This window comes from Anaeromicrobium sediminis, assembly GCF_002270055.1.
Lineage (GTDB): Bacteria > Bacillota > Clostridia > Peptostreptococcales > Thermotaleaceae > Anaeromicrobium > Anaeromicrobium sediminis.
Window position 1 is genome coordinate 25611 of record NZ_NIBG01000008.1, and the last position, 16189, is coordinate 41799.

At 31.8% G+C, this 16189-nt stretch carries 14 protein-coding genes and 1 riboswitch; of the genes, 1 reads left to right on the forward strand and 13 read right to left on the reverse strand.

Annotation, left to right across the window (positions count from 1 at the left end):
• Nucleotides 1-50 precede the first annotated feature (50 nt).
• The 3 genes from recX to CCE28_RS10390 form a co-directional block, all read right to left on the reverse strand.
• Nucleotides 51-686, reverse strand: coding sequence for a recombination regulator RecX (gene recX / locus CCE28_RS10380; protein WP_095133643.1), 636 nt, complete (start codon nucleotides 684-686; stop codon nucleotides 51-53).
• Between the two features lie 2 nt (nucleotides 687-688).
• Nucleotides 689-1138 carry a DUF134 domain-containing protein gene (locus CCE28_RS10385; RefSeq protein ID WP_095133644.1) on the reverse strand — a complete coding sequence of 150 codons (450 nt, stop codon included), beginning with the start codon at nucleotides 1136-1138 and terminating at the stop codon, nucleotides 689-691.
• Nucleotides 1139-1350: 212 nt separating this feature from the next.
• On the reverse strand, nucleotides 1351-2127 hold the full coding sequence (locus CCE28_RS10390; RefSeq protein ID WP_176461767.1) for an Mrp/NBP35 family ATP-binding protein: 777 nt from the start codon (nucleotides 2125-2127) through the stop codon (nucleotides 1351-1353).
• A gap of 267 nt (nucleotides 2128-2394) precedes the next feature.
• Here CCE28_RS10390 and CCE28_RS10395 point away from each other — a divergent pair, with 267 nt between their 5' ends.
• On the forward strand, nucleotides 2395-3651 hold the full coding sequence (locus CCE28_RS10395) for an MFS transporter (protein ID WP_095133646.1): 1257 nt from the start codon (nucleotides 2395-2397) through the stop codon (nucleotides 3649-3651).
• Between the two features lie 51 nt (nucleotides 3652-3702).
• Here CCE28_RS10395 and CCE28_RS10400 read toward each other — a convergent pair whose 3' ends face one another.
• The 10 genes from CCE28_RS10400 to CCE28_RS10445 form a co-directional block, all read right to left on the reverse strand.
• The gene (locus tag CCE28_RS10400) at nucleotides 3703-4014 is read right to left on the reverse strand and encodes a YbjQ family protein (protein WP_095133647.1); all 312 of its coding nucleotides are present in this window, start codon (nucleotides 4012-4014) and stop codon (nucleotides 3703-3705) included.
• Between the two features lie 94 nt (nucleotides 4015-4108).
• Complete coding sequence (gene purD, locus CCE28_RS10405) at nucleotides 4109-5353, reverse strand: phosphoribosylamine--glycine ligase (RefSeq protein WP_095133648.1); 1245 nt, start codon at nucleotides 5351-5353, stop codon at nucleotides 4109-4111.
• Nucleotides 5354-5654: 301 nt separating this feature from the next.
• The gene (gene purH / locus CCE28_RS10410; protein WP_095133649.1) at nucleotides 5655-7178 is read right to left on the reverse strand and encodes a bifunctional phosphoribosylaminoimidazolecarboxamide formyltransferase/IMP cyclohydrolase; all 1524 of its coding nucleotides are present in this window, start codon (nucleotides 7176-7178) and stop codon (nucleotides 5655-5657) included.
• A gap of 5 nt (nucleotides 7179-7183) precedes the next feature.
• Nucleotides 7184-7756: a phosphoribosylglycinamide formyltransferase gene (gene purN, locus CCE28_RS10415; RefSeq protein WP_095133650.1), complete on the reverse strand. Its 573-nt coding sequence runs from the start codon at nucleotides 7754-7756 to the stop codon at nucleotides 7184-7186.
• Nucleotides 7750-8763, reverse strand: a complete 1014-nt coding sequence (purM, locus tag CCE28_RS10420; RefSeq protein WP_095133651.1) for a phosphoribosylformylglycinamidine cyclo-ligase — start codon at nucleotides 8761-8763, stop codon at nucleotides 7750-7752. Before purM ends, purN begins: the two co-directional genes overlap by 7 nt.
• A gap of 11 nt (nucleotides 8764-8774) precedes the next feature.
• The gene (gene purF / locus CCE28_RS10425) at nucleotides 8775-10145 is read right to left on the reverse strand and encodes an amidophosphoribosyltransferase (RefSeq protein ID WP_095133652.1); all 1371 of its coding nucleotides are present in this window, start codon (nucleotides 10143-10145) and stop codon (nucleotides 8775-8777) included.
• A gap of 122 nt (nucleotides 10146-10267) precedes the next feature.
• Nucleotides 10268-10969, reverse strand: a complete 702-nt coding sequence (gene purC, locus CCE28_RS10430; protein WP_095133653.1) for a phosphoribosylaminoimidazolesuccinocarboxamide synthase — start codon at nucleotides 10967-10969, stop codon at nucleotides 10268-10270.
• 1 nt (nucleotide 10970) lies between these two features.
• Nucleotides 10971-11453, reverse strand: coding sequence for a 5-(carboxyamino)imidazole ribonucleotide mutase (gene purE / locus CCE28_RS10435; protein WP_095133654.1), 483 nt, complete (start codon nucleotides 11451-11453; stop codon nucleotides 10971-10973).
• Nucleotides 11454-11612: 159 nt separating this feature from the next.
• Nucleotides 11613-12944: an NCS2 family permease gene (locus CCE28_RS10440; protein ID WP_207652884.1), complete on the reverse strand. Its 1332-nt coding sequence runs from the start codon at nucleotides 12942-12944 to the stop codon at nucleotides 11613-11615.
• A 173-nt stretch (nucleotides 12945-13117) separates the two neighbouring features.
• Nucleotides 13118-13219: riboswitch (purine riboswitch) on the reverse strand.
• A gap of 228 nt (nucleotides 13220-13447) precedes the next feature.
• Nucleotides 13448-15973: an ABC transporter substrate-binding protein gene (locus tag CCE28_RS10445; RefSeq protein WP_095133655.1), complete on the reverse strand. Its 2526-nt coding sequence runs from the start codon at nucleotides 15971-15973 to the stop codon at nucleotides 13448-13450.
• Nucleotides 15974-16189 lie beyond the last annotated feature (216 nt).

The window sequence follows — 16189 nt, forward strand, 5'->3', positions numbered from 1 at the left end:
TAGTAAAGGAGTTTAATGAAAACTGGGCACAACAATAAAAAATGAGGAGTTTAATACTCCTCATTTTTTAATACTCTATTTAATACTCTTTTTACCAGTTCAAAATCGTATCCCCTATATACTAGGAACCTTCCAATCTTTTCATATAATTTTCTTTTATCAGTATCTTTTAAATTACTCTTTTTCTTATAAGCTAGTTCTAAGGCATTTTCAAATTCTATTTCTTCATCTAGGTTTTCGTCTATTTCCTCTTCTATTATACTATCAGATACTCCCTTTTTATATAAATCCCTCTTAACTCGGTTTTTCCCTAATTTCTTACTATTCACCTTACTTTTTATCATGTTTTTAGCTAATCTATTATCATTTATAAAATCATATTTTTTCAAAAACTCTAAAACCCTATTTATAGTTTTATCTTCAAAGTCATTTTTCTTAAGTTTATCTACAATCTCTTTTTCACTTTTAGAAGAAAATTTTAGTATATTAAGGGCCTTACTTTTAGCCTTAATATAACTTTCTTCTTCTACTATTTCTTTTAATCTATCTTCATTAATAGTTTGTCCTTTTCTTATATAAAGGCTATATATTATTTCATCTTTTACACTCATAGAAAACTTTTCATCTATGTATATGTTTATTCGTCCCTTACTATTGCTAGTTTCTAATTTAGTTATAATTCCCATAATTATTCCCCATTGCACTGTACATTTTTATTTTTCATGCAACATCTCTTTTTTACCCTACATTTAATTGTGTCCGATCCACATTTTGGACATTCATTTTCTTGTGACTCATAGGCTTCTTCAAAATCTTTGCCACATTTTTTACAGGTATATTTGCATATATTAAAGGTATAATTTCCCCCATGTATCCTTATGGCCTTCCCCTGTGTCAAGGCCATGGCCACCTTATTTCTAGCCTTATCTATTATTAGTTGAAATGTCTGTCTAGATACATGCATCATTTCAGCACATTCCTCTTGTGATAATTTCTCAATATCCTTTAATCTCATAGCTTCTAATTCTTCAAACTTTAATACTATATCTTCTATATCTTCCTTCTCTGCTTTATCCGGTACAAAATACCTGTCCTCTGGCATAAAAGAAATCTTTCTTAATTTCTTAGGCCTCGGCATTGCACAACCTCCTTAATTAATGCCCTTTTTTTAATTTTATGCTTATTATAAATATTTTATTGCATAGTTAGCTTTTTATTATGCTTTATTTAATACTGATATTCCCTATATATTTTATTATAAGGTTAATATAAATAAAAGGCAATTTCGTAAAATTGCCTTTTATAACTTATTCACAATAACTAAAATGTTTACACAGGTTATAACTTTCCTTATATACAGCAATTTTCAACTTTAATTGCTCCTATCTTATTTTCTACCACATGTGAAAACTTTTCACATAAGTCAAAATTGATTTTTCCAAAGACTTCAATTCTTCCTTCATCACATAACTCAGTAAAATCAGGGTTAATTGGAAAACTATATAATAGATCTACTCCTAATTCATTAAGTTTAGGTTCCATACCCCCTTTACCAAATATATAATGTTTCTTATCACATTCATCACAAACAAAGTAACTCATATTTTCTACCACACCATAAATATTAGTTCCCATTAAGTTGGCCATCTTAATAGACTTTTTAACTATTAAATTTACTAAGTCTTGAGGTGATGTAACCACTACTACTCCATCTAATGAAACAGATTGCATAATAGTCAGTGGTACGTCTCCAGTTCCTGGTGGTAAATCAATTAATAAGTAATCTAACTCTCCCCAGTCCACGTCTTCGTAAAATTGCTTAACCATATTTCCTACCAATGGACCTCTCCAAACTACTGGGTCATCTTCATTATCTAGCATTAAGTTTATAGATGTTACTTTAATTCCGCTTACAGTTTTAACGGGTCGTATCTTATTATCTACAGACATGATCCTTTTATTATTTATCCCAAATACCTTTGGAATAGAAGGCCCTGTAATATCTGCATCCAATATACCTACCCTCTTACCGTTATTACTTAAGGATACAGCCATTAGTGATGTTATTGAAGATTTACCTACGCCCCCCTTACCACTCATTATTCCTACTATTTTTCCTATGCTCATTTTTAACCCCTCCATGTAATTAGCATATGCTTTTTATATCATGTGACTTTTTATATTCTTGTCAAATGCCATTTATGTTATTCTTAATATTTTATTTTTAGAAGGAATTTGTCCTATAAAAAAAGAAAATACTTTCATAAGGACAAGTAAATAAAATTTCAAGGAGGAATTATGAAAAGTTAGTATCTAATAATTATAGTGGTTACATTAAGTCTCAACATAAGAAATAGAATAATGTTTTTTCTCAAAAATACTAGGAGGGATACTATGAAAAACGCAAATAGAAAAAAACTAGGTCACAGTGTCATATGCGCTTCTTGGCTAGCAGTATTTTGTCTCTTTGGATATAGGTCTACATTTTCCATATTATTAGGCCCCATGTCTAAGGACCTTGGATGGAGTATTTCAAAGTTATCATTAGCTTATTCTCTTATGATGAGCGTTTATGCAATAACTGCCTTTTTTAGTGGAATCCTAATAGATAAGTGGGGTACTAGACCTGCCTATCTTATAGCTTCTGTCGGAGGAGCTCTTGGTTTTTATTTGACTAGTAATGCGAACTCATATATTAGCTATGTACTTCCTTATGTGATATTTGCAGGCATTGGTACAGGTATGCTCTGGGTATCCTCTACCATATCCGTTCGTAAATGGTATGTGGGAAAATCCTATGCCACCATGTGGGGAATAGCCTTTATGGGTGCTCCTGCTGCCCAGATAGTATTAAGCCTCGGTGTGAAAAAGTTATTATTAACTTTAGGATGGCGACTTGCCATGAAAATATTGGCTTTAATAGTTTTCGTATTATTACTAATGGCATCATATTTTAGTCGTAAAAACCCTTCTGACTATGGATTATCTCCCTTTGGAGTTACAAGCCAGGAGGTAAATAATGAGTATGTTTGGAGTTTAAAGGAAGCCTATTCTACATTTCCTATATGGGGTGCCATTTTAGCCTTCATTACAAGTATAATAGCAGAATTTCTAATTTGGACTCAAATAGTAATGTATTGGACTAAAGATATGGGATTAACCCTTGCCACCTCAACAAACCTTTATGTGGTAATTGGTTTTGCTGGACTTATAAGTATGCCTTTTATGGGTAAAGTGGCTGATAAGGTTGTTTCAAGTAAGCCTTCTGAATCCATGGGAAGGAAAATTATGCTTATATTTGCACCGGCCGTTGGTGTTGTTGCCTGCATACTTTTACTATTAACAAAAATGTCCATTATCTATAGCATAATATCTTGTATACTATTTTCTGTGTACTGGGCCATAGAACCAGGTGGAGTGGCTGGATATATAGGTGCCATATATGGTGGAAAAACATTAGGTAGGATTTGGGGTGCGGCCACTTTAATAGTAATGGGAATTGGGCCTGCATTAGGCAGTTTCATGGGAGCCTATTTGTATGACCTAAACGGCTCATATTATTATTCCATAATCTTTGCCACTTGTGCTTTTGCGCTATCTACTATCATTTCATTATTTTTACCTTTAAAGGTTCGTATAAACAAAAAATAAATTAGACAAATTTAAAGGACTGCTATAGAAAGCCGTCCTTTAATAATTTGTCTATAAAAATTTTACTGCCGTTCCATAGGCCATTACCTCTGCCGCTCCTTGCATTACTGCATTAGTAGCATATCTAACATTTATAATGCCATCTGCTCCTAAACTTTGGGCTTCTTCCATCATCCTTTTAGTAGCTAAACCCCTAGCTTCTTCCATCATCTCCGCATAAGCAGTAATTTCGCCGCCTACTAGGGTTTTTAATCCACTTAAAATGTCTTTTCCCACATGCTTAGATTGAACAGTGCTTCCCTTTACTATTCCTAGAGTTTTTAATTTAGTATCATTTATGAAGTCAGTATTTACAACTATCACTTTAATCACTCCTTAATCTTATTATCTGTTAATTATATGAATGATAAACGTGATAGTTTCCCTCTATATTAAATTATTCAATTTATTTATATATTTAAATTTTCCCTATATCTTTTCTATAATACATGTTTTCAAAATCCACCTTAGAAATAGAATCATATACTTTATTTCTAGCTTCTTCTATATTTTTACCTAAAGTAACTAGTGATAATACTCTACCACCATTGGTGACAATTTTATCTCCTGTAGATTTTGTACCTCCATGGAATATTTTCAAATCATTTTCTTCTATTTTTATTTCCTTATTCTTTTCATACTCATTAGGATATCCTCCAGAAGCTAATACTACACATACACTAGATTCAGTCTTCCACTTTATGTCCATATCTTTTAGATTACCATCTATAATACTATTCATAATTTCATATAAATCACTTTCTAATCTTGTAAGTATTACTTGAGTTTCAGGATCTCCAAATCTAACATTTATTTCTATTACCTTTGCTCCAGATTTTGTCATCATAAGACCTATAAATAATATGCCCTTATAGTCTAAGTTAGACTTTTCAAATCCTTCTGCCATCGGTTTTAGTATTTCTTTTTCTACCATGTCCTTATATTCTCTGTCGTATAATTCATTAGGAGAAAAAGTTCCCATACCTCCTGTATTAGGTCCTTTATCACCGTCATATACGGCCTTATAATCTTTAGCACTTTCCATAGGAACTATATAATTTCCATCTACGAAACATAGTAGAGAACATTCTATTCCTTCTAAAAACTCCTCTATAACTACTTCATTTCCCGATTGGCCAAATTTTTTCGCAACCATTATAGTATCTATGGCCTCTTTAGCTTCATTAAAATCCTGAGCTATTATTACACCCTTTCCTGCAGCTAGCCCATCAGCTTTTAAAACTACAGGGTATCCAAATTGTTCTAAATTCTTCATAGCATCTTCAGCATTATTTACTCTCACATATTTAGCAGTAGGTATATTATTTTCAACTAAAAACTCTTTAGTAAATGCTTTACTTCCTTCTAATTGTGAACATTTTTTATTAGGACCAAATATTCGTAAATTATCCTTTTCAAACTCATCAACAATTCCCATAACTAGTGGCACTTCTGGACCTACTACTGTTAAATCTATATTATTATCCTTAACAAAATCTTTTAATTTTTCTATTTCCGTTACATCTATATTTACATTTTCCCCAATATCTTTAGTTCCACCATTTCCTGGTGCAAAATATATTTTATCTACCTGCGGACTTTGGCTTAACTTCCACCCAATAACACTCTCTCTTGATCCACTTCCAACTACTAATACTTTCATATTCTTACCTCCCCTTTATTAACGATTAATTTTTTTGTTTAGAGTTAAGGGTTAAGAGTTTAGAGTTATTAACCCTCAACACTTAACCCTTAACCTGTCTCTTTCACTATAAAACTTCCGCACCTACGAGTTGAAATAAGTTTAACAATTTTTGAAAAGGTGGAACATCAGAATATCTCACGCTGTAAACAATTGTGAATCTTCTACCGACCTTATAAGATTCACACTATCTATCCTGATAGTGACTTCCTTTGAAAAAATTTTAAACTTATTGGAACGAAATAGGTTCAAGAACGTTAAATTAATGCTTAAAATGTCTTATTCCCGTAAGTACCATACTCATACCATATTTATCAGCCATTTTAACAGAATCTTCGTCTCTCATAGATCCTCCTGGTTGAACAACAGCACATATCCCCTTTTCTCCTGCCATTTGTACACAATCATCAAATGGGAAAAATGCGTCTGATGCAATTACACTTCCTTTTAAGTCCACATTACTTCTAGATAAAGCATTTTCCATGGCCCATATTCTACTTACTTGACCATTTCCAATGCCTATAGTTTGCTTGTTTTTTACTACTACAATACCATTAGAAGTAATATGCTTTACAACTTTTAGAGCAAATTCCATATCTTCCATTTCACTATCATTTGGTTGTTTCTCTGTTACTACTTTTAGAGTATCTTTATTCCATAATTCTTCATTAGAATCTTGAACTAATATACCTCCAGATATGTTTTTTGTAGTCCATGTCTTACTTCTTTCTTTTATTTCCATCTTTATAATTCTAATATTTTTCTTGCTCTTCAATATTTCTAGAGCTTCATCTGTATAGTCTGGTGCTATTACTATTTCTATAAATATTTTGTTTAACTCTTTCGCCAAGTCAGATTCAACAGTTCTGTTTAAGCATACTATTCCACCAAATACAGATACAGGGTCTGCTTCATAGGCTTTTAAATATGCTTCTTTTACATTACTTGCCGTAGCAACTCCACAAGGATTTGCATGTTTTACATTTACTGCAGTAGGCTCACTAAATTCACACATTAGCTCTATAGCTCCGTTAGCATCATTTATATTGTTATATGACAATTGCTTTCCGTGTAATTGCTCACCTTTTAGTATACTAGTATTTTCATCTAAAACACTTTTATACACAAAAGCTCTTTGATGAGGATTTTCTCCATAGCGAAGTTCATCTACCTTTTCAAAAGTCTTGGTATATGTATCTCCTAGACCTTTGTTAGCTCTCTTTCTTAAATATTCACTAATTAAAGCATCATAGTTAGCCGTATGACTAAATGCTTTTAGTGCTAAGTCATATCTAAAATCCATATTAGCTTCTTCATTTTCTAGAGTTTCTATAACCTTTGTATAGTCACTTGGATCACATACTATCATAACGTCTTTAAAGTTTTTAGCAGCCGCCCTTATCATAGTAGGCCCACCAATATCTATATTTTCTATAGCTTCGTCTAAATCGTCAGTTCTTAATATGGTTTCTTTAAAAGGATATAAATTTACTACTACTAAATCTATAGGCGTTATATTATGCTCATTTAATTCACTTAGGTGTTCTTGTGTTCTTTTAGCTAAAATACCACCGTGTACTTTAGGATGTAGAGTTTTTACTCGCCCTCCTAATATTTCTGGGTGCTCTGTTACATTAGATACTTTCAATACATCTATACCAGATTCTTTTAATAAGTTGTAAGTACCTCCTGTAGATATGATTTCTACACCTAATTTTGATAATTTTTTTGCAAATTCTACTACTCCACTTTTATCAGATACACTAATTAAAGCTCTCAAATCTATTCCTCCTATCTACAAAATTCCTTTATTACGTCTACTAATATTTCATGTTCTATTTCAAGAACTCGCTTTTGTACTGTCTCCACTGTATCATATTCATATACGTCACATGTTTTTTGTTTTATGATAGGTCCTGTATCTACCCCTTCATCCACAAAGTGCACTGTAGCGCCTGTAATCTTCTCTTTGTTTTCTATAACGGCTTTGTGAACTTTTTGTCCATAAAAACCACGACCACAATATTTTGGAATAAGAGATGGATGAATATTTATTATTTTCTTTGGGTACAGTCTTGTTATTTTTTCATCTAATATACTCAAAAATCCTGCTAAAACTATTAAATCTATTTTGCAGTCTTCTAATATTCTAACTATTTCATCTGTATTATGTTCACGGCCCATGGCTTTTTCTATTACATGGGTCTTTATATTATGTTTTTTTCCTCTTTCAATGCCCTTAGCGTTTTTATTGTCTGACAATATTAGCTTTATCTCACCATCTATATTTTTCTCATGTACATTGTCTATAATAGCTTGTAAATTAGAACCAGAACCAGATATGAATACAGCTATATTTAGCATATATCCACCCCGTTTATTCCCTTAACTACTTCTCCAATTACATGACATTCTAATTCATTAGCTATTTTTTCACTATCTTCTTTACTTACTACCAAGATTAAGCCTACTCCCATGTTAAATGTACCATACATTTCTTCTTCACTTATGTTTCCTACATTCATTATTACATTAAATATGGCAGGTACATTCCATGAACCTTTATTTATCTTTACTCCAAACCTTTCAGGAATAATTCTTGGAATATTTTCATAAAATCCTCCACCAGTTACATGGCACACGCCCTTAACATCGTATTTAGGGAATATTTGTGCGCATTCCTTTGCATATATTCTTGTAGGAGTTAGCAATGCTTCTCCTAAAGTAGTTCCTAATTCATCCATATGATCATTTAAATCGTAGTTATTGTCTTTAAAAAATACTTTTCTAACTAAAGAGTATCCATTACTATGAATACCACTAGATGGGATAGCCACTAATACGTCTCCATCTTCTATTCTTTCTCCAGTTATGATTTTATCTTTATCTACAACACCTACAGTAAATCCTGCTAAATCATATTCTTCATCTGCATAAAAATCAGGCATTTCTGCCGTTTCTCCACCTACTAAAGAGGTCCCTGCCTGTACACATCCATCAGCTATTCCCTTTACTATTTGTTCTACTTTTTCAGCCTTTAGATTTCCAGTTGCAACATAATCTAAGAAAAATAGAGGTTTTGCTCCTTGGCAAAGAATGTCATTTACACACATGGCCACACAGTCTATTCCTATAGTGTCATGTTTATCCATCATAAAAGCTAGTTTTAATTTAGTTCCAACTCCGTCAGTACCAGATACTAATACAGGCTTTTTTATACCTTCTAAATCTAATTCAAATAATCCACTAAATCCACCAATTCCTGTTAAAACACTGCTAGACAAAGTTTTGTTAATATGTTTTTTCATCATGTTAACGGCTCTTTGACCTTCTAATACATCTACACCTGCGTCTTTATAAGTAGTTTTCATAATAACTCCTCCTAGTTTCCTATTTCCATTGGATACTTTCCACTAAAACATGCCGTACATAAGCTTAGATTAGCGTCACTACATGATTCATTTAACCCCTCTAGACTTAAGAAAGATAGAGAATCTGCACCTATTACTTGTCTTATACTTTCTACAGAATTGTTTGCTCCAATTAGGTTCTTTTTATCTGGAGTATCTATACCAAAGTAACAAGGATTTGTTACACTAGGAGAACTTATTCTTATATGAACTTCTTTTACTCCTGCTTGTTTCAGTAGAGTTACTATATTTTTCATAGTAGTGCCTCGAACTATAGAATCATCTACTAATATGATTTTCTTCCCTTCTATAGTACTTTTTAGAGGGCTTAGTTTAAGTTTAACTTTCATTTCACGTCTTTCTTGAGTAGGTTCTATAAAGGTTCTCCCTACATATCTATTTTTTATTAAGCCTTCTGCAAAAGGAATTCCCGACTCTTGTGAATATCCCATGGCTGCTATTCTTCCTGAATCAGGCACATCCACCACTAAATCTGCATCTATCTTATTTTCCCTTGCAAGTATTTTTCCAGCTTTTAACCTACTCATATAAACACTTTGATTATCTATTTCTGAATCTGGTCTTGCAAAATAAACGAATTCAAAGGAACATAGTGCAGACTTTTTAGGAGTTGTTTTGTAACTTTCTACCACATCGCCATTAATAACTACAATTTCTCCTGGTTCTATATTTCTAATGATCTGTCCCTCTAATACATTTAGTACACAACTTTCAGATCCTAATATATATCCATTTTTATTTTTTCCAAGAACTAATGGTCTAAGACCATGCGGGTCTCTCATGCCTATTAATTTGTCTTCACATGTTAGGACTACAGCATAAGCACCTTTGATTGTTTCCATAGTTTTCTTTATACCGTCTACAATATTATCTTTAGTATACTTTTTTATTAAAACTCCTATTACTTCACTATCATTAGTAGTTTTAAATTCATAGCCTTCTTTCACTAATTGGTCTTTCAATTCATCTGTATTTACTAGGTTTCCATTATGGGCAAATCCAAATGTTCCTTTTGTATAATCCACATCTAGGGGTTGAGCGTTACTAGCTAAACTTTCTCCCGTAGTAGAATATCTTACATGTCCTATACCAATGTTACCACGTAATTCTTTAATTATACTTTCATTAAAAACATCTTGTACTAATCCCATTTCTTTATAACACTTTATGGCACCATCTTTGTTTACTAATATACCAGCACTTTCCTGTCCCCTATGCTGAATAGAGTGCAGTCCAAAGTATATATTTTCAGCTGTAATAGTTTCATCATTACTATATATACCTACAACACCACATTCTTCATTTAACTTATCTAAAAACATAACCTTCACCCCCATGAATTAATAAGGTTACCAAAAAGATAGGCATACTTAATTTAATGTACTATACTATTATAGTAATAATATAAAACCCTACTTTTTCAGTAACCTCTTATTCCTGCTGTCTATTCCATCCTACTTAATACTTCTTTATAAGCTTCTTCTATACTTCCTAAATCTCTTCTAAACCTATCTTTGTCCATTTTTTCGTTAGTATTCACATCCCAAAGTCTGCAAGTGTCAGGAGATATTTCATCAGCTAAAACTATTTCACCCTTGTAGATTCCAAACTCTAATTTGAAATCTATTAAGTTTAATCCTTTTTCCTTAAAGAAATCTATTAAAATAGTATTAATTTTTCTAGTATAGTTTTTAATAGTTTCTACTTGTTCTTTCGTAGCTAATTTTAAAGCTTGAATATGATCTTCATTTATAACAGGATCACCGTATTCATCAGCTTTATAGCAGAATTCTAAAATAGGAGTTTCAAGTTTTGTTCCCTCTACAAATCCTAATCTCTTACAAATAGAACCAGCTGCTGTATTTCTAACTATAACCTCTAGTAGTACTATATCTACAGCTTTTACCAAAGAGTCTCTATCTGATAATAGTTTTTCAAAGTGAGTTGGGATACCTTGTTCTTTTAAGATGTTAAATAAAACTGCTGATATTTTGTTATTTATAACACCTTTATCTGCAATTTGCCCTTTTTTTTCACCATTAAAAGCTGTAGCATCATCTTTGTAGTGAATTATATATTTATCAGGTTCTTCTGTCTTAAATACTTGCTTAGCCTTTCCTTCATAAAGCATTTCTAACTTTTGCATATTAACATCCCCCTAAGCTTGCATCATCTGCAATTACTTTCTTTCTCATTTCTTCTCTATAATTTTCTAAGGCATCCCCTAGGTTTTTATATTTTAAACTCATCATTTCTAAAGCTAGAAGACCTGCATTTTCAGCTCCATTAATTGCCACTGTAGCAACAGGAATTCCACTTGGCATTTGTACTATAGATAAAAGTGAATCTAACCCATCCATTGTAGATGATTTTATTGGTAATCCTATTACAGGTAGTGTTGTGAATGATGCTATTACTCCCGGTAAGTGAGCTGCCTTTCCTGCTGCTCCTATTATTACATCATATCCATTTTCCTTTGCTCCTTTAACAAACTCTGCTGCTATATCTGGAGTTCTATGGGCTGACATTACTCTAGTAGTAACCTCCACACCAAAATTTTTTAGTAAATCTTCACACTTCTTTACTACTTCATAATCTGACTTACTTCCCATTAAAATTGCAACCTTCATTTTAGCCTCTCCTCCATTTTAATTTTAGGTAACAAAAAGACAGTTAACCAATTTAAATAAGTTTATCTCTTAAAAATATCATCTTAATTTAAGCATAAAATTATTCATTAAATCACACTGGTTAACTGTCCTAAAATATCTTCTCTTTAGAACATATACTTAGCTATGGAACATATATTTAGCTATGAACATTACAGCAACCACATACATCATAGGATGTATTTCCTTACTTTTCTTAGCTAATACTTTTAGTACTACGAAAGAGATAATTCCAAAGGCAACTCCTTCTGAAATACTATAAGTAAGTGGCATAAGAATAATTGTTAAGAAAGCTGGTATAGATTCTGTAAAGTCATCAAAATTTATTTTAGTAACAGGACTCATCATGAAAAGTCCTACTAATATTAGTACTGCTGCTGTAGCTTGTGTTGGTACTGCTAATAAAATTGGTGATAACACTAATGATACTAGAAAAAGTATTCCTGTAGTTAATGCTGTAAGACCTGTTCTTCCTCCTTCAGCTACTCCTGATGCACTTTCAACAAAAGTAGTAACTGTACTAGTTCCAAGCATTGATCCCACTGTAGTTCCTATGGCATCTGCAAATAATGCTTCCTTCGCCTTAGGTAATTTTCCATTTTCATCAATCATATTAGCTTTAGTAGATACACCTACTAATGTTCCTATAGTATCGAATAAATCTACAAATAAGAATGTGAATACTACTGCAAACATTTCAAAAGAAAATACCTGATCCATAGATACAAACTTAAATAAAATTGGCTTAATTGTTGGAGGCATACTTACTATAGCCTCTGGCATAACAGTTTTTCCTATGAATGCTCCTCCTATAGTTATTATAACCATACCCATTAATAGGGCTCCCTTTACACCTTTTATTAATAAATATCCAGTAATTAAAATTCCACCTAGTGCTAATAACACTCCAGGATCCTTTAAACTTCCAAGACTAACTAATGTTGCATCGTTATTTACTATGATACCTGCGTTTTGAAACCCTATGAATGCTATGAAAAGACCAATTCCTACACTTACTGCATTTTTCACTGCCATAGGCATCCCATTTACTATGGCCTCACGTACATTAGTTAAAGTTAAAATAATAAATATAATTCCTTCTATTAAAACTGCTGTTAAAGCAAACTGCCAACTATATCCCATTCCTATAACTACACTAAATGCAAAGAAGGCGTTAAGTCCCATCCCCGGCGCCAATGCAAAAGGTAGATTAGCTAAAAATGCCATTACTATAGTTGCAAATGCTGCTGATAATGCTGTAGCTGTAAATAGTGCTCCCGTGTCCATACCTGTTGCACTTAAAATTGATGGATTAACTATAAGTATATATGCCATAGTCATAAATGTAGTAATCCCAGCCATAATTTCAGTTTTTACAGTTGTGTTGTTTTCAGATAACTTAAATATGCTATCTAACATTCCTTTTTCTGATGTTTGTTTTCTAAGTTCCATAATAATCCTCCCACTAACCTAAGATATAAAATAAGATAATAAATAAGATGTAAAATAAGATAAAATTAAAGCCCCTATAGAAAACCATCACTATCAGTGAAATATTCTCCATAGGGGCTACCCGTATGTTATTCATGTTAAAACATGAATTCTTCTCAGAATAAAAAATATAATTCTAAGTTTATTCCACTCATAGGCAAATCATTTATGGTGATTTGGTAGAAACGCCCAGACCTTATTACCAGGCTTATATGAGACTTTATTTAATTTTTTCAATCTTTAATACACTCTTATAATAACAAAGGTGTCCTCAATAGTCAATAGTTTTTTCGAATATTTTAATGAACTTCCTTCTCTATAGTTAGCTTTAATGCGAACTTTCAAACTTATTTCGTGCTATATAATTCGTTTAAATGTTTTTAATCATGCCTAAAAGGGAATTCAGCCTCTAAATATGTACAGATCTCATATTATTCATTTGTGTTAATAATTACAAGACCACATTAAGAATATATCTTAATATGGTCCAGAATTTCACTGATAGAGCTATGCATTTTTTCTATGATTATATCTTCATATCTGACAATTCCAAGTGGACTAATTCTTACACCTATTACACCTTCCCTTGAAATATATCCATATTGTGGGTGATATAAAAATATCCATGGAGTATCTCTTACTATTATTTTTTGTATATCCTTATACATTTGAATTCTCTTTTTAGGATTTATAATCTCCTTAGCTTTGTTCATCATTTCTGTAACTTCTGGATTATTATATCCAGTAAAATCAGTAAAATTAGATGGATTAAACATTGGCTGGAGGAAATTATCCATATCTCCTGTGTCTGAAATCCACCTACTTAAAAATAAGTCACATCTACTTATTATTTCAGGATTTAAATACTTATCTGGACTTACTTTCTCTACAATACATTCAATGCCTACTTCTTTTAAGTCATCTATAATAAATTGTGCTATTTTGTTAAAGATGGTTTCACTACTTTCATCTCTAACTAAAACTTTAAGCTTTGCATTTTTTATTGAGGCACCTTTTTTATTTAAAATTTCTCTTGATAATCTAGGATTATACCCCAGACCCGCTAAATACCCATTATCAATCATATTTGGTGGCATAGGTCCCTTAGCTTCTTCTCCAAGGCCACCCAATACTTCATCAATAATTTTCTTTTTATTAACTGCCAAGTTAAAGGCTTCTTTAATTTCACTATCTTTCACAAAAATGGAGTTTGACCTCAAGTTAAATCCAGCATAATAAGTTGCCATTATACTCTTATATTGTATATCTGAAATCTTATCATTAGATAATTCTTCTATTTGGTGTTTGTTATCTATCGTAATAAAATCACACTCTTTATTTGTAAAACTATTTACTGAATTTTCGCCATCATAGTTTACAATGATTTTATCTACATATGGAATACCACCAAAGTAATCTTTAAATGCAGTTAATATACACTTTCCTTCTTCTTTACTTTCTATTATATATGGTCCACAACCAGTAAGCTTTCCTTTTTCAACATCTTCTTTACATAATATAGAACAAACATATTGACCTAAATTAAGTAAAAAACCGCTGTATGGTTTTGTTAGCTTAATGGAAATTCTATATGTGTCAATTATCTTTATTCCTATAACTTCTTTTGCTTTTCCCCCACAATATTCCACTGCACCTTCAACTTGCTCTAAAAACCATCCATTTGCCGACTTCAAGGATGGACTTAGGAGTCTCTCATAGGAATACTTTATATCTTTAGACGTTATTTCTCTACCATTATGAAATTTAGCACCTTTTCTTAAATTGAATACCCATGTCAAATTATCTTCCTCTACATACCAGCTCTTCGCAATACCTGAAGTAATTTCTCCCGTAGAACTAATCAATAATAATCCCCCGTGAACGTTATATAAAATTTGAGCACTTTGCGCATCGAAAGCTAATTGAGGATCATAAGTTAGTGGTTTAGAACTTAAATAGGTTTTAAGGACTGATTCATTTTTCTCTGTTTCTTCAATATTATCTAGAAGCTTTGTAGATATACTTTGAAGATCTTTTGAAACATCTGAAAGAATGTTCAAAGAAGTTTTTGTATACTGGGTATTTAATGATGCGGATTCTACCATAGCCATAACACTTTCTGATGTTTTATTCATTTCTTCTGTTGAAGATATAATGCTTTCAAGACTTTCAGTTTGTTTTGACACGGCTATATTTATTTCTTCTGCCACACTTGTAGTGGTTCCCACAGCGCCTATAATATTATTAAATACACCTTTCATATTATTTGCAATTTCATTACCCTCTAATACTTTGTTCATACTTTTATTCATAACATCAATGGTCTCATCGATACTTTCATTTATTTCATTAATAGTATTTGAAATCTGCTCTGCTGATTCAGAACTTCTTTGAGCTAGCTTCTTAACCTCTTGAGCAACTACTGCAAAGCCTCTTCCAGCTTCTCCAGCCCTTGCTGCTTCAATGGACGCGTTTAATGATAATAAATTTGTATGATTTGCTATATCCTTTATAATTGCAAGCATATCATTTATATGAGCTGACTTTAAGCTCAAATCATTTACGACTTCTTTTGCATTTTGTACGGATATTTCAATCTCACTCATAGCTTTTATGGAGTTATCTACCGCCATATTACCTTCTTTGGCTATCCCCATAGTTTCTTCAGCTATAACCTTTGAATTTTCTGTACTTGAAAAAACCTCTTCTGCTAATGCTGTATAATTACTAATTTCACTTACAACATTTTCTATTGATTCCATTTGTACTTCTACATTATTAGAAATATCATGTATGATTCCTATTAGGTTTTCACCTGCAAAAGCAGTGTCTTCAATTTTTTCATTTATCCTATTTACTATGCTCCTTTGATTGTTTTTCAAAAGGCCTATTTCATCCATTTTCTTTCCACTACACGCAACTTCATTGGCAGTTGTCTGCTCAATAGCTTTACTCTCTAATTTCTTTTTATCTTTTTTCCATTTGAACATTAAATTCCCCTCATTTCATCAACTCACCATTATAATTCTACAATCTTTCTCTTTATCCTGTAAAATATTTATTTATATACTAAATTATAGCAATATTGTAAAAAAGTAAAGACTTTTTGCGTAAATCATTTCATTGTTTAATAATGCTAAATATAGAGATGCAAACTAAATTTCACCCTATAAATTTCTAATAACTAAAATAGCCCCATATAATAT

Coding starts and splice junctions, on each gene's coding strand:
- CCE28_RS10395 (WP_095133646.1), top strand. CDS start 2,395: ATGAAAAACGCAAATAGAAAAAAACTAGGTCACAGTGTCATATGCGCT.
- purC (WP_095133653.1), bottom strand. CDS start 10,969: ATGCAAAAGTTAGAAATGCTTTATGAAGGAAAGGCTAAGCAAGTATTT.
- CCE28_RS10390 (WP_176461767.1), bottom strand. CDS start 2,127: ATGAGCATAGGAAAAATAGTAGGAATAATGAGTGGTAAGGGGGGCGTA.
- recX (WP_095133643.1), bottom strand. CDS start 686: ATGGGAATTATAACTAAATTAGAAACTAGCAATAGTAAGGGACGAATA.
- CCE28_RS10385 (WP_095133644.1), bottom strand. CDS start 1,138: ATGCCGAGGCCTAAGAAATTAAGAAAGATTTCTTTTATGCCAGAGGAC.
- purE (WP_095133654.1), bottom strand. CDS start 11,453: ATGAAGGTTGCAATTTTAATGGGAAGTAAGTCAGATTATGAAGTAGTA.
- CCE28_RS10440 (WP_207652884.1), bottom strand. CDS start 12,944: ATGGAACTTAGAAAACAAACATCAGAAAAAGGAATGTTAGATAGCATA.
- purM (WP_095133651.1), bottom strand. CDS start 8,763: ATGAAAACTACTTATAAAGACGCAGGTGTAGATGTATTAGAAGGTCAA.
- purD (WP_095133648.1), bottom strand. CDS start 5,353: ATGAAAGTATTAGTAGTTGGAAGTGGATCAAGAGAGAGTGTTATTGGG.
- purN (WP_095133650.1), bottom strand. CDS start 7,756: ATGCTAAATATAGCTGTATTCATATCTGGTTCTGGTTCTAATTTACAA.
- purF (WP_095133652.1), bottom strand. CDS start 10,145: ATGTTTTTAGATAAGTTAAATGAAGAATGTGGTGTTGTAGGTATATAT.
- CCE28_RS10445 (WP_095133655.1), bottom strand. CDS start 15,973: ATGTTCAAATGGAAAAAAGATAAAAAGAAATTAGAGAGTAAAGCTATT.